Consider the following 17,973-nt stretch of genomic DNA (forward strand, 5'->3'; position numbering starts at 1 on the left):
CGCAAGATCACGCAGAGTGAGTCGAGCCTAGGGTCGCGGCCCGCGCGGACGGGGGAGGAGCGCAATAGTCGTACCGGTGTGGCACGGGAGGCCGGGCCGCGCGGCACCCGGTCGGCGGGCTCGGAGACACCGGCCGCGAGGGCACGGGAAACGGATTTGGGTGAACGGCCGCGGACCGTGTAATGTCTTCATCGCTCGCCCCAATAGCTCAGTCGGCAGAGCGTCTCCATGGTAAGGAGAAGGTCTACGGTTCGATTCCGTATTGGGGCTCTGGTGTGAGAGGTTCCCGTCGCAAGGCGGGAGCTGATCTCATCAAAGCGGTGTAGCTCAGTCGGTAGAGCAAGCGGCTCATAATCGCTGTGTCACCGGTTCAAGTCCGGTCACCGCTACTGACAGTAGCCGATTGCGGGGTCGGTCCTTCGATCGGCTACTCTTTCTTGCGTTGAATTAGTCCACCCGTTCGTCTTAGGAGCACTCACGTGGCTGCCACCGACGTCCGCCCGAAGATCACGCTGGCCTGCGTGGAGTGCAAGGAGCGGAACTACATCACCAAGAAGAACCGGCGTAACAACCCGGATCGTCTGGAGATGAAGAAGCACTGCCCGCGTTGCAACGCGCACACCGCGCACCGCGAAACGCGATAAATCAGGCTCATCCATGAGGCCGTCCCCACACCAGGGGGCGGCCTCATGGTGCTTCACCGGCTCGACCGGCAGTTCATCCGATGGGACGCGTATCGGTTCACAGGGTGATCAGCCTCACCCGCTGATCCGCTCGCCCATCCGGCGCGGAACTGCCGCCTCATCCGCCGGATCGCATCATCCGCACGACCACAGCTGACACCAGGAGGTTCCGGGCCATGGCGCTCGACCAGTCCTTCGTGGGGCGGTCCTACCCGCCCACCGCCCCCTACGAGGTGGGCCGGGAGAAGATCCGGGAGTTCGCGGAGGCGGTCGGGGACGCCAACCCGGCGTACACGGACCCGGAGGCGGCCAAGGCGCTCGGGCACCCCGATGTGATCGCCCCGCCGACCTTCGTCTTCGCGATCGCCTTCAAGGCCGCGGGCCAGGTCGTCCACGACCCGCAGCTCGGCCTCGACTACGACCGCGTGGTGCACGGCGACCAGAAGTTCGCCTACGTCCGCCCCGTGCGCGCCGGCGACCGGCTGACCGTCACGTCCACCATCGACGCGATCAGGACCATGGCCGGCAACGACATCCTGGACGTCCGCGGTGAGGTGCACGACGAGGCCGGCGAGCACGTCGTGACCACCTGGATCAAGCTGGTGGCCCGTGCGGCCGAGGAGGCGTGAGGAACCGATGACGGCGAAGATCGACTACGACGACGTCGAGGTCGGCACCGAGCTGCCGGCCCGGTCCTTCCCCGTGACCCGCGCCACTCTCGTGCAGTACGCGGGCGCCTCCGGGGACTTCAACCCGATCCACTGGAACGAGCGGTTCGCCAAGGAGGTCGGGCTGCCGGACGTGATCGCGCACGGCATGTTCACGATGGCCGAGGCGATCCGCGTCGTCACCGACTGGACCGGCGACCCGGGCGCCGTGGTCGAGTACGGCGTCCGCTTCACCAAGCCGGTCGTCGTCCCCGACGACGACAAGGGCGCCGTGATCGAGGTCACGGGCAAGGTCGCGGCCAAGCTGGACGACCGCAAGGTCCGGGTCGACCTGACCGTCACCAGCGCCGGCCAGAAGGTCCTCGGCATGTCCCGAGCGGTCGTGCAGCTGGCCTGAGCGGCACGGGGTCCTGGGCCTGGACCCCGGACCCGGGTGGCTCCGGGTCCGGGCCCACGGCCCGCCGTCGTGCCGTCCCTCCGGCGCCGTCTCGTAGTCTTGGGCGCGTGCAGGTACTCCACGACGCGCCCCTCGCCCCGCTGACCACCTTCCGGCTGGGCGGTCCCGCGACCCGGCTGATCACCGCGACCACCGACGCCGAGGTGATCGAAGCCGTCCGCGAGGCCGACGCCGCAGGCACCCCGCTGCTGGTCATCGGCGGCGGCTCGAACCTGGTCATCGGCGACAAGGGCTTCGACGGCACCGCCCTGCGCATCGCCACCCGCGGCGTCGAACTCAGCGGCACGACGCTGGAACTGGCCGCCGGCGAGGTGTGGACCGACGCCGTCGCCCGCACCGTCGAGGCCGGACTCGCCGGCATCGAATGCCTGTCCGGCATCCCCGGCTCCGCCGGCGCCACCCCGATCCAGAACGTCGGCGCGTACGGCCAGGAGGTCTCCACCACGATCACCGAGGTCGTCGCCTACGACCGCACGGCCGGCGAGACGGTCACCCTCACCAACGCCGAGTGCGCCTTCTCCTACCGGCACAGCCGTTTCAAGGACGAGCCCGAGCGGTACGTCGTCCTGCGCGTCCGCTTCGCCCTGGAGGACGCCGGAGGCCTGTCCGCCCCCGTCAAGTACGCCGAGACCGCCCGGGCACTCGGTGTCGAGGCCGGCGACCGGGTCGCCCTCCCCACCGCCCGCGACACGGTGCTGAAGCTGCGTGCGGGGAAGGGGATGGTGCTCGACCCCGAGGACCACGACACCTGGTCCGCCGGGTCCTTCTTCACCAACCCGATCCTCACCGACACCGACTTCGCCGCCTTCCGCGCGCGAGTGCGGGAGCGGCTGGGCGAGGACGTCGAGCCGCCCGCCTACCCGGCGGGCGAGGGCCGTACCAAAACCTCGGCGGCCTGGCTGATCGACAAGGCCGGCTTCACCAAGGGCTACGGCACCGGCCCGGCCCGCATCTCCACCAAGCACACCCTCGCCCTCACCAACCGCGGCGGCGCGACCACCGATGACCTGCTCACGCTGGCCCGCGAGGTCGTGGCCGGAGTCCGTGCGGTCTTCGGGGTCACCCTGGTCAACGAGCCGGTGACGGTGGGCGTCAGCCTCTGACGCGGCGGGCCACCGCTCCCGCCGAGCCCGGCCACGGACTCAGCCGCGCCCCCGCGCACAACCCCCGCGCGCAGCCTGGGCGCGCCGTCCCCGCACACCGGTCGCCGCCCCGCCTCGCCCCCTAGTACGCCACCCCCACCCCCTGCTTCACCGCCGCCGGGTCGTCCGTCAGCGCCAGCATCGCGTGGGCCACGTCCGCCCGCGCGATGAAACGGCCGTGCGGCGGGAAACCGCCGATCACCGTGCGATACGTGCCGGTCAGCGGCTTGTCCTGGAGGCGCGGCGGGCGGACCACCGTCCAGTCCGTGGCGCTGCGGGCCACCTCCGCCTCCATCGCGCGCAGATCGGCGTAGACGCCCTTGAGCACCGCGGAGACCAGACGCCGGGCGGTGCGGTCGAGGGGGCCGTCGCCGGCCGGTTCCGGCCCCACCGGGCCCGCGCTCACCACGAGCAGCCGCCGGACGCCCTCCGCCTCCATCGCGCCGAGCACCGTACGGGTCAGCCGGGTCGCCACCCCGGCGTCCTTGCGGCTGCGGGCGCCCAGCCCGGACAGCACCGCGTCCCGGCCCGCGACCGCGGGACGCACGGCTTCCGGGGCGCGCAGATCGGCGCGGAACACCTCCAGCCCGGGGCCCGCGACGGTCAGCCGGGCGGGATCGCGGACCACGGCGGTGACCCGGTGCCCGGCAGCCAGCGCCTGCCGCACGATCTCCTGGCCGATGCCGCCGGTGGCGCCGAAAACAGTGAGATTCATCAGGTGCCCCTTCGGCTGGTAGTGGGTGAGTGTTCACTCACCCTGTCTTCTCCTAGAGTGAGTAAACACTCACCCACCCGTCAAGCCCGTCGGGAGCCCTCGTGGAACCCTTGGACCCCATGCAGCAAGAACCCGCACGCGAGCAGCCCGGCACCCCCGACCGATCCGCCGCGGGCAGACCCACCCGGGCCCGCATCCTCGACGCGGCCCACGCCCTGATGCTCACCGTCGGCCTCGCCCGCGCCACCACCAAGGAGATCGCCAAGGCGGCCGGCTGCTCGGAGGCGGCGCTCTACAAGCACTTCGACGGCAAGGAGGACCTGTTCATCCAGGTGCTGCACGAGCGGCTGCCGCGCCTGACCCCGCTGCTGCGCGCGCTGGCCGCCGAGCCGGGCCGGGGCGGCCTGGCGGACAACCTCACCGAGATCGCCCGCCAGGCCGCCCTGTTCTACGAGCAGAGCTTCCCGATCGCCGCATCCCTGTACGCCGAGACCCAGCTCAAGCGCCGCCACGACCAGGCGATGCGGCAGATGGGCTCGGGCCCGCACGTGCCGATCGAGGAACTGGCCGCCTACCTCCGCGCCGAGCGGTCCCTCGGCCGGATCGCTCCCGGCGCCGACCCCTTCGCCGCCGCCTCCCTGCTGCTCGGCGCCTGCGCGCAGCGTGCCTTCGCGTACGACGCGGCGGACGCCCGCCCGGACGCCGACTCCTTCGCCGCCCGACTGGCCGCCACGCTGCTGGCGGGCATCGCGGCGCCGACCGCCGAGCGGCCCGCACCGCCCGCACCGGATGGTCCGTGAAGCCGGAAGGTTCGTGAAGCCGGGAGGCCGGTGAAATCGGGAAACTGGCGAGGGGCTGTCACGGAGATCGCATAGGGTCGGTCCCCGTTCGACCGGGAGGGGAACAGACATGCGAGGCAGACGCAGAGGCGTCACCGCCGCCGCGACAGCGGCCGTGCTGGTCGGCGTGCTCGCCACGGGCTGCACGCCGTTGGTCATGCCGGGCGACGGCGCGGGCGACGCCGACACGCCGGCCGCGCCGCCGGCGCCCACGGCGCCCGTGCGGAATGTCGAGTCGTTGGCGCCCGACGGCACCACCGTCCGCGTCGGCTCCCCGCGGGCGAAGACCGTCGTCGCGCTCTACGAGGACCTGCGCTGTCCGTACTGCGAACAGCTCGAAACCGGCAGCGGCGGCGACGCCCTGCGCCGGATGGTCCACACCGGCGAGGTAAGGGTGGAGTACACGCTCGCCTCCTTCCTCGACGGCCGGCTCGGCGGCCACGGCTCCGAGAAGGCCGCCAACGCCCTGCGGGCCGCCCTGGAGGCGGGCAGGTTCGCCGAGTACCACGATGTCCTCTACGCCCACCAGCCCGAGGAGAGCGTCGACGGCTTCAGCGACGCGTTCCTGCTGGAGATGGCCTCCCAAGTGAAGGGCCTGCGTGGCAAGGAGTTCGACGCGGCCGTCACGGGCATGAGGTACCGCGGCTTCGTGACCGCCTCCGAGCGCGCCTACGAGACGTCCGGGGCGGCCGGCACGCCGACCGTGAAGGTCAACGGGGAGGGCATCGACCCGCTGGTGGGGAACATCTACGACGGGGACACGCTGTCCACGGTGATCAGGCTGATGGCCGAGGACTGAGCCCTCCCTCCGACCGCCCGCCGACCCGGCCCGAAGGCCCCGGAGCCTGCCCCTCAGCCCGCCAGCCAGTCGTCCACGCCCGACAGCAGCTTCCTCCGGACGTCCTCCGGGGCGGCCGAGGCGCGGATCGACTGGCGGGCCAGCTCGGCGAGTTCGGCGTCGGTGAAAGCGTGGTGGCGGCGGGCGATGTCGTACTGCGCCGCCAGCCGGGAGCCGAACAGCAGGGGGTCGTCGGCGCCGAGCGCCATCGGCACCCCGGCCTCCCACAGCGTGCGCAGAGGGACGTCTTCCGGCTTGTCGTAGACGCCCAGGGCCACGTTGGAGGCCGGGCACACCTCGCAGGTCACGCCCCGGTCCGCCAGCCGGCCCAGCAGACGCGGGTCCTCCGCCGCGCGCACGCCGTGGCCCAGCCGCCGGGCGTCCAGGTCGTCCAGGCAGTCGCGGACCGAGGCCGGACCGGACAGCTCGCCGCCGTGCGGGGCCGCGAACAGGCCGCCTTCGCGCGCGATGGCGAACGCCCGGTCGAAGTCGCGGGCCATGCCCCGGCGCTCGTCGTTGGACAGGCCGAAGCCGACCACGCCGCGGTCGCGGTAGCGCACGGCGAGGCGGGCCAGCGTACGGGCGTCCAGCGGATGCTTCATCCGGTTGGCCGCCACCAGGACGCGCATCCCCAGGCCGGTCTCACGGGACGCCGTGTCGACCGCGTCCAGGATGATCTCCAGCGCCGGGATCAGCCCGCCGAGCCGGGGCGCGTACGACGTCGGGTCGACCTGGATCTCCAGCCAGCCCGAGCCGTCCCTGATGTCCTCCTCGGCGGCCTCGCGCACCAGACGCTGGATGTCCTCGGGCTCGCGCAGGCAGGAACGCGCCGCGTCGTACAGCCGCTGGAAGCGGAACCAGCCCCGTTCGTCGGTCGCCCGCAGCTTGGGCGGTTCCCCGCTGAACAGGGCGTCCGTCAGCGCCTCGGGCAGGCGCACGCCGTACTTGTCGGCCAGTTCCAGCAGGGTGGTGGGCCGCATCGACCCGGTGAAGTGCAGGTGCAGATGGGCCTTCGGCAGCTCAGAGACATCACGTACACGCTCCATCCCAGGATCCTGCCGCACACAGGGCCGCAACCGGAAGCCGTTTCCCCGTTCGTGGGCTTGCTCGCACGCGCGAACCACACACGTGCGCGCCGACGGCACGCACAAACGAGCGGGCCGGCCCGACTTGCTCACGTGAGCAGGCCGGACCGGCCCGAGCGAAAGCCCCTGCGGGAAAGGCGGACGCGTCAGTCCCGCGCCTCCGCCAGCAGCTTCTGGATCCGGCTCACGCCCTCCACCAGATCCTCGTCGCCGAGGGCGTAGGACAGGCGCAGATAGCCCGGCGTGCCGAACGCCTCGCCCGGGACGACCGCGACCTCGGCCTCCTCCAGGATGAGCGCGGCCAGCTCGACCGTGTTCTGCGGGCGCTTGCCGCGGATCTCCCTGCCGAGCAGCGCCTTCACGGACGGGTAGGCGTAGAACGCGCCCTCGGGCTCCGGGCAGAGCACGCCGTCGATCTCGTTGAGCATCCGCACGATGGTCTTGCGGCGGCGGTCGAAGGCCTCGCGCATCTTCGCGACGGCCTCCAGGTCACCGGAGACGGCGGCCAGGGCGGCGGCCTGCGCGACGTTGGACACGTTGGACGTGGCGTGCGACTGGAGGTTGGTCGCGGCCTTGACCACGTCCTTGGGGCCGATGATCCAGCCCACCCGCCAGCCGGTCATGGCGTACGTCTTGGCCACGCCGTTGACGACGACGCACTTGTCGCGCAGCTCGGGCAGGAGCGCCGGCAGGGACACGGAGACCGCGTCGCCGTACACCAGGTGCTCGTAGATCTCGTCGGTCAGCACCCACAGGCCGTGCTCCAGCGCCCAGCGGCCGATCGCCTCGGTCTCGGCCTCGGAGTACACCGCGCCGGTCGGGTTGGAGGGGGAGACGAACAGGACGACCTTGGTCTTCTCGGTGCGGGCGGCCTCCAGCTGCTCGACCGTGACCCGGTAGCCGGTGGTCTCGTCGGCGACGACCTCGACGGGGACGCCGCCGGCCAGGCGGATCGACTCCGGGTAGGTCGTCCAGTACGGCGCCGGCACGATGACCTCGTCGCCCGGGTCCAGGATCGCGGCGAAGGCCTCGTAGATGGCCTGCTTGCCGCCGTTGGTGACCAGGATCTGGGAGACGTCCGGCTCCCAGCCGGAGTCGCGCAGCGTCTTCGCGGCGATCGCGGACTTCAGCTCGGGCAGACCGCCGGCCGGGGTGTACCGGTGGTACTTCGGGTTCTTGCAGGCCTCGACGGCCGCCTCGACGATGTAGTCCGGAGTCGGGAAGTCGGGCTCGCCCGCGCCGAAGCCGATCACCGGACGCCCGGCGGCCTTGAGGGCCTTGGCCTTGGCGTCCACGGCGAGGGTGGCGGACTCGGAGATCGCGCCGATTCGGGCGGAGACCCGGCGCTCGGTGGGAGGGATGGCAGCGCTCATACCGCCCATCGTTCCAGACCGCGAACGCCGCGGGCACACGGGTTTCACGGACTGGGCAGGTCCGGTCTACGGCTTGAACACGCGTCCGGTTCCGCGCTCCGGCCAGGCGATCTTCGCCGCGGACCGCCAACCGGCCGCCGCACGCGGGACATCGAAGAACACTTTCTGTTCGACGCTGGGCCGCGGACCACGTACACTCTCACCTCGTTGGCCTTCAGCAGCCGCCGCACCCGGTGCGCACCGGGCATCCGGTCGGATGCGGTACGTTGGGGGACACACAAAGGGTCGTAGCTCAATTGGTAGAGCACTGGTCTCCAAAACCAGCGGTTGGGGGTTCAAGTCCCTCCGGCCCTGCTACACACACCTTCGCCAGGGATGTGTGCGCATGTACGTACAGAAATGCACCGCCGTGCGGCTCGACCGGGCGCGGCACGGCCACGACCCGGAATCAGGTGAGGACGCATGACGGACGCCGTGGGCTCCATCGACACGCCTGATGCCCAGGACGAGGTGGCGGAGTCCAAGAAGAAGCCCCGCAAGGGCGGCAAGCGTGCCAAGAAGGGCCCGCTCAAGCGGCTTGCGCTCTTCTACCGGCAGATCGTCGCGGAGCTTCGCAAGGTCGTCTGGCCTACGCGCGGCCAGCTGTCGTCGTACACCACCGTGGTGATCTTCTTCGTCGCCATCATGATCGCCCTGGTGACCGTGATTGACTATGGGCTCAACCACGCGGCCAAGTACGTCTTCGGCTGAGCCAAGAGCGAAGGGCGCCGTGGTTACCGGCGCCCCTTTTCGCATGTTCCACCCCTATGTATCCAGGAAGAAGCAGCCACCGTGTCTGACCCGAACCTGAACGACGCCATCGAGCCGACCGAGTCCGTGGATGACGAGCTCGACATCGTCGAGGGTGCCGACGAGGTCGACGAGGCGGAGGCTGCCGAGGCCGCCGCGGGCGTGCCGGCCGAGGAAGCCGCCCTCCACGTCGAGGACGAGGACGAGGCCGTCGAGGCGGAGGCCGCCCAGGACGAGGCGGACGACGCCGAGGCCGGCGAAGAGGCCGTCGCTCAGGAGCCCGAGCCCGAGCTGGACCCGGTCACCAAGCTCCGCGAGGAGCTGCGCACGCTGCCCGGCGAGTGGTACGTGATCCACACCTACGCGGGCTACGAGAAGCGCGTGAAGGCCAACCTGGAGCAGCGCGCCGTCTCGCTGAACGTCGAGGACTTCATCTACCAGGCCGAGGTGCCCGAGGAAGAGATCGTCCAGATCAAGAACGGCGAGCGCAAGACCGTCCGGCAGAACAAGCTGCCCGGTTACGTCCTCGTCCGCATGGACCTGACGAACGAGTCCTGGGGCGTCGTCCGCAACACCCCGGGCGTCACCGGCTTCGTCGGCAACGCCTACGACCCCTACCCGCTGTCCCTGGACGAGATCGTGAAGATGCTCGCCCCGGAGGCGGAGGAGAAGGCCGCCCGCGAGGCCGCCGAGGCCGAGGGCAAGCCGGCCCCGCAGCGCAAGGTCGAGGTCCAGGTGCTGGACTTCGAGGTCGGCGACTCGGTCACCGTCACCGACGGCCCGTTCGCCACGCTGCAGGCGACGATCAACGAGATCAACGCCGACTCGAAGAAGGTCAAGGGCCTCGTCGAGATCTTCGGCCGCGAGACCCCGGTCGAGCTGAGCTTCGACCAGATCCAGAAGAACTAGTTCTTTCTGGACGAACCGCTTCCGCGCAGGTCAGGCGGGCTGCTCGCAGCCGGTCTGACCTGCGCGGTTTTCAGCCGCACAGCTATACCCGTTATCGTTGTGCGGTATGCCTGCGTCCGGGTGGTTTCCCGGAGGCGGGCAGGACCCGAATCGAAAGGACCCGGAGAGCTATGCCTCCCAAGAAGAAGAAGGTCACGGGGCTCATCAAGCTCCAGATCCAGGCCGGTGCCGCCAACCCGGCTCCGCCGGTCGGCCCGGCGCTGGGTCAGCACGGCGTCAACATCATGGAGTTCTGCAAGGCCTACAACGCCGCGACCGAGTCGCAGCGCGGTTGGGTCATCCCGGTGGAGATCACGGTCTACGAGGACCGCTCCTTCACCTTCATCACCAAGACGCCGCCGGCCGCCAAGATGATCCTCAAGGCCGCGGGCGTGGAGAAGGGCTCCGGCGAGCCGCACAAGACCAAGGTCGCCAAGATCACCGAGGCGCAGGTCCGCGAGATCGCCCAGACCAAGATGCCCGACCTCAACGCCAACGACCTGGACGCCGCCGCGAAGATCATCGCCGGCACCGCGCGTTCCATGGGCGTCACGGTCGAGGGCTGAACCCCACCTTCGTAGTCATGCGGCCGTGATACGCCGCACGTGGAAGGGCCTGCTCGGCCCGTACCACGACTCCTTTCAGAAACCACAGGAGCAGTTGTGAGCAAGCGCAGCAAGGCCCTTCGCGCTGCGGACGCCAAGGTCGACCGGGAGAAGCTCTACGCCCCGCTCGAGGCCGTCCGTCTCGCCAAGGAGACCTCCACGACCAAGTTCGACGGCACCGTCGAGGTCGCCTTCCGCCTGGGTGTCGACCCGCGCAAGGCCGACCAGATGGTCCGTGGCACCGTGAACCTTCCGCACGGCACCGGCAAGACCGCCCGGGTCCTGGTCTTCGCGACCGGTGACCGTGCTGCGGCCGCGGAGGCCGCGGGCGCCGACATCGTCGGCTCCGACGAACTGATCGATGAGGTGGCCAAGGGCCGTCTGGACTTCGACGCCGTCGTCGCCACCCCGGACCTCATGGGCAAGGTCGGCCGCCTCGGCCGCGTCCTCGGCCCGCGTGGTCTGATGCCGAACCCGAAGACCGGCACCGTCACCCCCGACGTGGCCAAGGCCGTCACCGACATCAAGGGCGGCAAGATCGAGTTCCGCGTCGACAAGCACTCGAACCTGCACTTCATCATCGGCAAGACGTCGTTCGACGACAGCAAGCTGGTGGAGAACTACGGCGCGGCCCTGGAGGAGATCCTCCGTCTGAAGCCGTCCGCCGCCAAGGGTCGCTACATCAAGAAGGCCGCCATCAGCACCACGATGGGCCCCGGCATCCAGATCGACCCGAACCGCACCCGGAACCTCCTCGTCGAGGAGGACCCGGCCGCGGTCTGAGCCCCCGGCTCGCACAGGTCGGCGACGAGCCCCGCAACCGAACGGTTGCGGGGCTCGTCCCTTTTCTGTGGGACGCCTGTGCGGAGCTGCCGTGGGGTTGTCGGTGGCCCGCGCTAGCGTGACGGGACACAGCGAAGGCTTAGGGGTGGGGACGAGATGATGACCAGGACCGTGCGCCGGACGACGTTCTCGATCGCGGCGGTGGCGGCGCTGACGGGGGTGGCGGCCTGCGGCTCCGGTTCCTCGGGCGAGGGCGGCAAGACGGTGGGCGGCGGTGTGGCGCGGGCGAACCCGATCGCGGCCCTGCTCAGCGCCGAGACGTCCACCGCGAAGGCCGACTCGGCCCAGGTGGAGTCGACCACCAGCCTCGGCACGCTGATGTCGATGAAGGGCGGCGGCAAGCTCGACTGGAGCCACGGCATCACGGGCACCATGACGATCACGTACACCGGCGGCACCGCGGCCGAGACGCTGCGCAAGCTCGGCAACACGACGACCGAGGCGCGCTACCTGCCCGAGGGCTACTACACGCGCATGAGCGACGAGTACGCCGGCCTGGTGGGCGGCAAGCACTGGCTCAAGTACAGCTACGACGACCTGGCCACGATGGCCGGCGGCTCCGGCGCGTACCTCAAGGACCAGATGCAGAACAGCACGCCGAACCAGGGAGTGCGGCTGCTGCTGGCCTCCGGCGACGTGAAGAAGGTCGGCGAGGAGCAGGTCGCCGGGAAGCGCACCACGCACTACACGGGCACGGTGAACGTCGCCGACTTCGCCGACAAGAGCAACCACAACCTCTCGGCCGCCCAGCTCGACGCGTTGAAGAAGCAGCTCAGCCAGTCGGGCATCACCACGGAGACCGTGGACCTCTGGATCGACGACCAGAACCTCCTGGTGAAGAAGACCGAGAAGGCGGACACGGCGAACGGCGCGATGAACAGCACGGCCGTCTACCGCGACTACGGCGTGAAGGTCTCCGTCACCGCCCCGCCGGCTGACGACACCGCGGACTTCGCGAAGATCCTGGAGAAGCAGGGCCTGGGCGGCGCGGCGGGCGCGACGTCGGGCGGCGCGACGACCCCGTCGTCCTGACACCGGGGGCGCCGCGGGCGTCGGGCGCCCGCTGGCGCGGCGTCCTCCGAACCGGGCGTCCTCCGAACCGGGCGTCCTCCGAACCGGGCGTCCTCCGAACCGGGCGGCCACCGAGCCGGGTGCGCGCCGCTGGAGTGGGGCCCCCCACCGGCCCCCGCGGCGCGTACCGCCCCGGCGGCGCCGTCGTACGGGCCGTCCCGCGCCGGGCGCCGCCTTGTGGGCGCTCCTCGCCGGGTCCCGGTGCAGAGGACGGGTTCCGCCGCAAGCGGCGGCGGTCACGGGGGCGCTGCCCGGCGACCGGTCGCCGCGGCGCCTACCGCCGCGTCGGGCACCGTCGGGGCGGGCCTGTCCGCGCCGGGCATCGCGCCGCGTGCCGACGGCGGGGCGTCGCGCCGCGCTGCACCGTGTGGCTCAGCCTCGCCGAGGCGTGCCGGCGCGTGTGTCACCCGGGTGGGGGGTCATGACGCGCGGATTTGCCTGGGGGTGTGCCGTTCACGTACTCTCCTCAGGAAGCCAAAGACCGCTGGTCGTTGCCGTGCACTCGTTCGAGGGCGCGGTGGCCGAAGGATCCGCTGTACATGCGGACGACCCGCGCAGGTGACTGTGGAAGAACTCCCGGAGTGCGCACGCTCGTGCCGTGCGTCCGACCGGTCGAGTCCGCCCCGTGCCCTGCGCCGGGGCGTTTCGTTTTCCCAGTCCTCCTTCGGGTCCGCGCGGTCCGAATCACCCGGAAGGAGGCCGAGGCTCTATGGCGAGGCCCGACAAGGCTGCCGCGGTTGCCGAGCTGACGGACAAGTTCCGCAGCTCCAACGCCGCCGTGCTGACCGAGTACCGCGGTCTCACCGTGGCGCAGCTCAAGACGCTGCGCCGGTCGCTCGGTGAGAACGCCCAGTACGCCGTGGTGAAGAACACGCTGACCAAGATTGCGGCCAACGAGGCCGGGATCACGCTCGACGACCAGCTCTTCGCTGGTCCGACGGCTGTCGCCTTCGTCACCGGTGACCCGGTGGAGTCGGCGAAGGGTCTCCGTGACTTCGCCAAGGACAACCCGAATCTCGTCATCAAGGGCGGTGTCCTTGACGGCAAGGCGCTGTCCGCCGACGAGATCAAGAAGCTTGCGGACCTCGAGTCCCGCGAGGTTCTGCTCTCCAAGCTGGCGGGTGCCTTCAAGGGCAAGCAGTCCCAGGCTGCTTCGCTCTTCCAGGCGCTTCCCTCGAAGCTCGTCCGCACCGTGGACGCGCTTCGCGCCAAGCGCGACGAGCAGGGCGGTGCCGAGTAACTCGGCTCGCTTTCTGACCCGGGCCGCCTAGGCGGCGAGGGTCGCAGCGGGCCGACGTACGCCCGCCACATCCAGTACATCCGGCACCTGCCGAATCAGTGGAAGGATCGCCCATCATGGCGAAGCTCAGCCAGGAAGACCTGCTCGCCCAGTTCGAGGAGATGACCCTCATCGAGCTCTCCGAGTTCGTGAAGGCCTTCGAGGAGAAGTTCGACGTCACCGCCGCCGCGGCCGCCCCGGTCGTCGTCGCCGGTGGTGCCGCTGGTGGCGCCGCCGCCGAGGCCCCCGAGGAGAAGGACGAGTTCGACGTCATCCTCACCGGTGCCGGCGACAAGAAGATCCAGGTCATCAAGGTCGTGCGCGAGCTGACCTCCCTCGGCCTGAAGGAGGCCAAGGACCTGGTCGACGGTGCGCCGAAGCCCGTCCTGGAGAAGGTCAACAAGGAGGCCGCGGACAAGGCCAAGGAGTCCCTCGAGGGCGCCGGCGCCTCCGTCGAGGTCAAGTAAGACCTCACGGGTCCGCACGGACTCACGCGCGCCGTCAGCGGCCCGCGGCCCGTCCCGTAGGACGGTCCACGAAGGGCTGTAACGCGAACGCACCGAAGAGCGATCATCCATCCGGGTGGTCGCTCTTCGGCCTTCCCGGGGGGTGGCTGTGGCGGCCTTGCACCCGACACCGGGAGGGGTAAGGTGATCTTCGCTGTGCCTCTGGAGGCGCCCGACGGCAGGCTGCACGTGACGATCGCAGCATCCGGTTCGGGCATGGGAGGCCTTGACGAACCGCACGCAGCGCGCAATTCTCAGGACGCGTCGTCACGAGGATCCGAATCCGAGGCATGGATCGACGGCGAAGAGGGCAGTATCAACCTGCGTTGAGGGCAAGCAGGCCATAGGCGGTGACGACGACGAGGGTCTCGGGAAACCGGCACTGGACATCAGTGGGCCAAGTGGCTACACTGACCCTTTGCGCTGCCTGTTAGCTGTCCCCTGCCCGTCACCAGGGGCATGCCCTCGCTCGAACATCGACGACCGGACCGCACCTGACCTGGCCCATCGGCCACGTCGGGCACCGTCTGTCCCGATGGCCCGGGAGAGGGGCCGGTACGCGCGTAGTGAGTCCGAGCCCTCGGAAGGACCCCCTCTTGGCCGCCTCGCGCAACGCCTCGACCGCGAATACGAACAACGGCGCCAGCACCGCCCCGCTGCGCATTTCCTTTGCAAAGATCAAGGAGCCCCTCGAGGTTCCGAACCTTCTCGCGCTGCAAACCGAGAGCTTCGACTGGCTGCTCGGCAACGACGCGTGGAAGGCTCGCGTCGAGGCGGCTCTGGAGTCCGGTCAGGACGTCCCCACCAAGTCCGGTCTGGAGGAGATCTTCGAGGAGATCTCCCCGATCGAGGACTTCTCCGGGTCGATGTCGCTGACGTTCCGCGACCACCGTTTCGAGCCGCCGAAGAACAGCATCGACGAGTGCAAGGAGCGCGACTTCACGTACGCGGCCCCGCTCTTCGTCACGGCCGAGTTCACCAACAACGAGACCGGCGAGATCAAGTCCCAGACGGTCTTCATGGGCGACTTCCCGCTCATGACCAACAAGGGCACCTTCGTCATCAACGGCACCGAGCGTGTCGTGGTGTCGCAGCTGGTCCGTTCGCCGGGTGTCTACTTCGACTCCTCCATCGACAAGACGTCCGACAAGGACATCTTCTCCGCCAAGATCATCCCCTCCCGGGGTGCCTGGCTGGAGATGGAGATCGACAAGCGCGACATGGTCGGTGTCCGCATCGACCGCAAGCGCAAGCAGTCCGTCACCGTCCTCCTGAAGGCGCTCGGCTGGACCAACGAGCAGATCCTCGAGGAGTTCGGCGAGTACGAGTCGATGCGCGCCACCCTGGAGAAGGACCACACCCAGGGCCAGGACGACGCGCTGCTCGACATCTACCGCAAGCTGCGCCCGGGCGAGCCCCCCACGCGTGAGGCCGCGCAGACGCTGCTCGACAACCTCTACTTCAACCCGAAGCGCTACGACCTCGCCAAGGTCGGCCGCTACAAGGTCAACAAGAAGCTGGGCGCGGACGCGCCGCTGGACGCCGGCATCCTGACCGTCGAGGACATCATCTCGACGATCAAGTACCTGGTGAAGCTGCACGCGGGCGAGACCGAGACCGCCGGTGACAACGGCGACACGATCGTCGTCGAGACCGACGACATCGACCACTTCGGCAACCGCCGTCTGCGCAGCGTGGGCGAGCTCATCCAGAACCAGGTCCGCACCGGCCTGGCCCGTATGGAGCGCGTCGTCCGCGAGCGGATGACCACCCAGGACGTCGAGGCGATCACGCCGCAGACCCTGATCAACATCCGGCCGGTCGTCGCCTCCATCAAGGAGTTCTTCGGCACCAGCCAGCTGTCGCAGTTCATGGACCAGAACAACCCGCTGTCGGGTCTCACCCACAAGCGCCGTCTGTCGGCGCTCGGCCCGGGTGGTCTCTCCCGTGAGCGGGCCGGCTTCGAGGTCCGTGACGTGCACCCCTCGCACTACGGCCGCATGTGCCCGATCGAGACGCCCGAAGGCCCGAACATCGGTCTGATCGGCTCGCTCGCCTCCTACGGCCGGGTCAACGCGTTCGGTTTCGTCGAGACCCCGTACCGCAAGGTCGTCGACGGCCAGGTCACCGACGAGGTGGACTACCTGACCGCTGACGAGGAGGACCGCTTCGTCATCGCGCAGGCCAACGCCGGCCTCAACGACGACATGCGCTTCTCCGAGGCCCGGGTCCTCGTCCGCCGCCGTGGCGGCGAGGTCGACTACGTCGCCGGTGACGACGTGGACTACATGGACGTCTCGCCGCGCCAGATGGTGTCGGTCGCGACCGCCATGATCCCGTTCCTCGAGCACGACGACGCCAACCGTGCCCTCATGGGCGCGAACATGATGCGTCAGGCCGTGCCGCTGATCAAGTCCGAGGCCCCGCTCGTCGGCACCGGCATGGAGTACCGCTCCGCCGTCGACGCCGGCGACGTCGTCAAGGCCGAGAAGGCCGGTGTGGTCCAGGAGGTCTCCGCGGACTACATCACCACCGCCAACGACGACGGCACCTACATCACCTACCGGCTGGCCAAGTTCGCCCGCTCCAACCAGGGCACCTCGGTCAACCAGAAGGTCATCGTCAACGAGGGCGACCACGTCGTCGAGGGCCAGGTCCTCGCCGACGGTCCCGCCACCGAGAACGGCGAGATGGCCCTCGGCAAGAACCTGCTCGTGGCGTTCATGCCGTGGGAGGGTCACAACTACGAGGACGCGATCATCCTGTCGCAGCGCCTCGTGCAGGACGACGTCCTCTCCTCGATCCACATCGAGGAGCACGAGGTCGACGCCCGTGACACCAAGCTCGGCCCCGAGGAGATCACCCGGGACATCCCGAACGTCTCCGAGGAGGTCCTCGCCGACCTCGACGAGCGCGGCATCATCCGCATCGGCGCCGAGGTCATCGCCGGCGACATCCTGGTCGGCAAGGTCACGCCCAAGGGCGAGACCGAGCTGACGCCGGAGGAGCGCCTGCTGCGCGCGATCTTCGGCGAGAAGGCCCGTGAGGTCCGCGACACCTCGCTGAAGGTGCCGCACGGCGAGACCGGCAAGGTCATCGGCGTGCGCGTCTTCGACCGCGAGGAGGGCGACGAGCTTCCCCCCGGTGTGAACCAGCTGGTGCGCGTCTACGTCGCGCAGAAGCGCAAGATCACCGACGGTGACAAGCTCGCCGGCCGCCACGGCAACAAGGGCGTCATCTCCAAGATCCTGCCGATCGAGGACATGCCGTTCCTGGAGGACGGCACCCCGGTCGACATCATCCTGAACCCGCTCGGCGTCCCGTCCCGAATGAACCCGGGACAGGTCCTGGAGATCCACCTCGGCTGGCTCGCCAGCCGCGGCTGGGACGTCTCCGGCCTCGCCGACGAGTGGGCGCAGCGCCTCCAGGCCATCGGCGCCGACAACGTCCAGCCCGGCACCAACGTCGCCACCCCGGTCTTCGACGGTGCGCGCGAGGACGAGCTGGCGGGTCTGCTGCAGCACACCATCCCGAACCGGGACGGCGAGCGCATGGTGCTCCCGACCGGCAAGGCGCGGCTGTTCGACGGCCGCAGCGGTGAGCCGTTCCCGGACCCGATCTCGGTCGGCTACATGTACATCCTGAAGCTGCACCACCTGGTCGACGACAAGCTGCACGCCCGTTCGACCGGTCCGTACTCGATGATCACCCAGCAGCCGCTGGGCGGTAAGGCGCAGTTCGGCGGCCAGCGGTTCGGCGAGATGGAGGTGTGGGCACTCGAGGCGTACGGCGCCGCCTACGCCCTCCAGGAACTGCTGACCATCAAGTCCGACGACGTCACCGGCCGCGTGAAGGTCTACGAGGCCATCGTCAAGGGCGAGAACATCCCCGAGCCCGGCATCCCCGAGTCCTTCAAGGTGCTCATCAAGGAGATGCAGTCCCTCTGCCTGAACGTGGAGGTGCTGTCCAGCGACGGTATGTCCATCGAGATGCGCGACACCGACGAGGATGTCTTCCGCGCCGCGGAGGAGCTCGGCATCGACCTGTCCCGGCGCGAGCCGAGCAGCGTCGAAGAGGTCTGACGGGAGTCCGGCAGGGGCCTCGCCGATGAGTGAGGCCCCCGCCGACCCCC

At 69.7% G+C, this 17,973-nt stretch carries 17 protein-coding genes and 3 tRNA genes; 17 read left to right on the forward strand and 3 right to left on the reverse strand.

Features of this window, described 5'->3' with window-relative positions:
• The first annotated feature begins 197 nt into the window (after positions 1-197).
• The 6 genes from AB0N63_RS11055 (at position 198) to AB0N63_RS11080 (ending at position 2,911) form a co-directional block, all read left to right on the forward strand.
• A tRNA-Thr gene (locus tag AB0N63_RS11055) sits at positions 198-270 on the forward strand.
• Between the two features lie 46 nt (positions 271-316).
• Positions 317-389 (forward strand) — tRNA-Met (locus AB0N63_RS11060).
• A gap of 90 nt (positions 390-479) precedes the next feature.
• A complete protein-coding gene (gene rpmG, locus AB0N63_RS11065) occupies positions 480-644 on the forward strand; it encodes a 50S ribosomal protein L33 (protein ID WP_003948671.1) in 165 nt (54 codons plus the stop codon).
• Positions 645-859: 215 nt separating this feature from the next.
• Positions 860-1,312, forward strand: a complete 453-nt coding sequence (locus AB0N63_RS11070; RefSeq protein WP_365527147.1) for a MaoC family dehydratase N-terminal domain-containing protein — start codon at positions 860-862, stop codon at positions 1,310-1,312.
• Positions 1,313-1,319: 7 nt separating this feature from the next.
• Positions 1,320-1,748, forward strand: a complete 429-nt coding sequence (locus tag AB0N63_RS11075) for a MaoC family dehydratase (protein ID WP_365527150.1) — start codon at positions 1,320-1,322, stop codon at positions 1,746-1,748.
• A 107-nt stretch (positions 1,749-1,855) separates the two neighbouring features.
• Complete coding sequence (locus AB0N63_RS11080) at positions 1,856-2,911, forward strand: UDP-N-acetylmuramate dehydrogenase (protein ID WP_365527153.1); 1,056 nt, start codon at positions 1,856-1,858, stop codon at positions 2,909-2,911.
• Positions 2,912-3,032: 121 nt separating this feature from the next.
• Here AB0N63_RS11080 and AB0N63_RS11085 read toward each other — a convergent pair whose 3' ends face one another.
• Entirely contained in the window at positions 3,033-3,665 is a 633-nt protein-coding gene (locus AB0N63_RS11085; RefSeq protein ID WP_365527156.1) for an NAD(P)H-binding protein, read from the reverse strand.
• Between the two features lie 119 nt (positions 3,666-3,784).
• Between AB0N63_RS11085 and AB0N63_RS11090 the strand changes: the two genes are divergently transcribed.
• On the forward strand, positions 3,785-4,465 hold the full coding sequence (locus AB0N63_RS11090; RefSeq protein WP_365527158.1) for a TetR/AcrR family transcriptional regulator: 681 nt from the start codon (positions 3,785-3,787) through the stop codon (positions 4,463-4,465).
• Between the two features lie 109 nt (positions 4,466-4,574).
• Positions 4,575-5,303, forward strand: a complete 729-nt coding sequence (locus AB0N63_RS11095) for a thioredoxin domain-containing protein (RefSeq protein ID WP_365527160.1) — start codon at positions 4,575-4,577, stop codon at positions 5,301-5,303.
• Between the two features lie 53 nt (positions 5,304-5,356).
• Here the strand turns inward: AB0N63_RS11095 and AB0N63_RS11100 are convergent, their stop codons facing one another.
• Positions 5,357-6,388, reverse strand: coding sequence for an adenosine deaminase (locus AB0N63_RS11100; protein ID WP_365527162.1), 1,032 nt, complete (start codon positions 6,386-6,388; stop codon positions 5,357-5,359).
• 185 nt (positions 6,389-6,573) lie between these two features.
• The gene (locus tag AB0N63_RS11105) at positions 6,574-7,800 is read right to left on the reverse strand and encodes a pyridoxal phosphate-dependent aminotransferase (RefSeq protein WP_365527165.1); all 1,227 of its coding nucleotides are present in this window, start codon (positions 7,798-7,800) and stop codon (positions 6,574-6,576) included.
• Positions 7,801-8,081: 281 nt separating this feature from the next.
• Here AB0N63_RS11105 and AB0N63_RS11110 point away from each other — a divergent pair.
• From AB0N63_RS11110 to rpoB, 9 genes are all read left to right on the forward strand, one after another.
• Positions 8,082-8,154, forward strand: a tRNA-Trp gene (locus AB0N63_RS11110).
• A 108-nt stretch (positions 8,155-8,262) separates the two neighbouring features.
• Complete coding sequence (secE, locus tag AB0N63_RS11115) at positions 8,263-8,550, forward strand: preprotein translocase subunit SecE (RefSeq protein WP_164581840.1); 288 nt, start codon at positions 8,263-8,265, stop codon at positions 8,548-8,550.
• Positions 8,551-8,631: 81 nt separating this feature from the next.
• Complete coding sequence (nusG, locus tag AB0N63_RS11120; protein WP_365527168.1) at positions 8,632-9,498, forward strand: transcription termination/antitermination protein NusG; 867 nt, start codon at positions 8,632-8,634, stop codon at positions 9,496-9,498.
• A 170-nt stretch (positions 9,499-9,668) separates the two neighbouring features.
• Positions 9,669-10,103: a 50S ribosomal protein L11 gene (rplK, locus tag AB0N63_RS11125; protein WP_055493153.1), complete on the forward strand. Its 435-nt coding sequence runs from the start codon at positions 9,669-9,671 to the stop codon at positions 10,101-10,103.
• A 96-nt stretch (positions 10,104-10,199) separates the two neighbouring features.
• Positions 10,200-10,925 (forward strand): 50S ribosomal protein L1, encoded by a 726-nt coding sequence (gene rplA / locus AB0N63_RS11130; RefSeq protein WP_019980902.1) that lies wholly within the window; start codon positions 10,200-10,202, stop codon positions 10,923-10,925.
• 156 nt (positions 10,926-11,081) lie between these two features.
• Complete coding sequence (locus AB0N63_RS11135; protein WP_365527173.1) at positions 11,082-12,017, forward strand: hypothetical protein; 936 nt, start codon at positions 11,082-11,084, stop codon at positions 12,015-12,017.
• A gap of 748 nt (positions 12,018-12,765) precedes the next feature.
• On the forward strand, positions 12,766-13,296 hold the full coding sequence (rplJ, locus tag AB0N63_RS11140; RefSeq protein WP_009190103.1) for a 50S ribosomal protein L10: 531 nt from the start codon (positions 12,766-12,768) through the stop codon (positions 13,294-13,296).
• Positions 13,297-13,412: 116 nt separating this feature from the next.
• A complete protein-coding gene (gene rplL, locus AB0N63_RS11145; protein WP_365527176.1) occupies positions 13,413-13,802 on the forward strand; it encodes a 50S ribosomal protein L7/L12 in 390 nt (129 codons plus the stop codon).
• 635 nt (positions 13,803-14,437) lie between these two features.
• Complete coding sequence (rpoB, locus tag AB0N63_RS11150) at positions 14,438-17,923, forward strand: DNA-directed RNA polymerase subunit beta (protein ID WP_365527179.1); 3,486 nt, start codon at positions 14,438-14,440, stop codon at positions 17,921-17,923.
• The last annotated feature ends 50 nt before the right edge of the window (positions 17,924-17,973 follow it).

The sequence above is a fragment of the Streptomyces sp. NPDC093260 genome (assembly GCF_040683715.1).
Classification (GTDB): domain Bacteria; phylum Actinomycetota; class Actinomycetes; order Streptomycetales; family Streptomycetaceae; genus Streptomyces; species Streptomyces sennicomposti.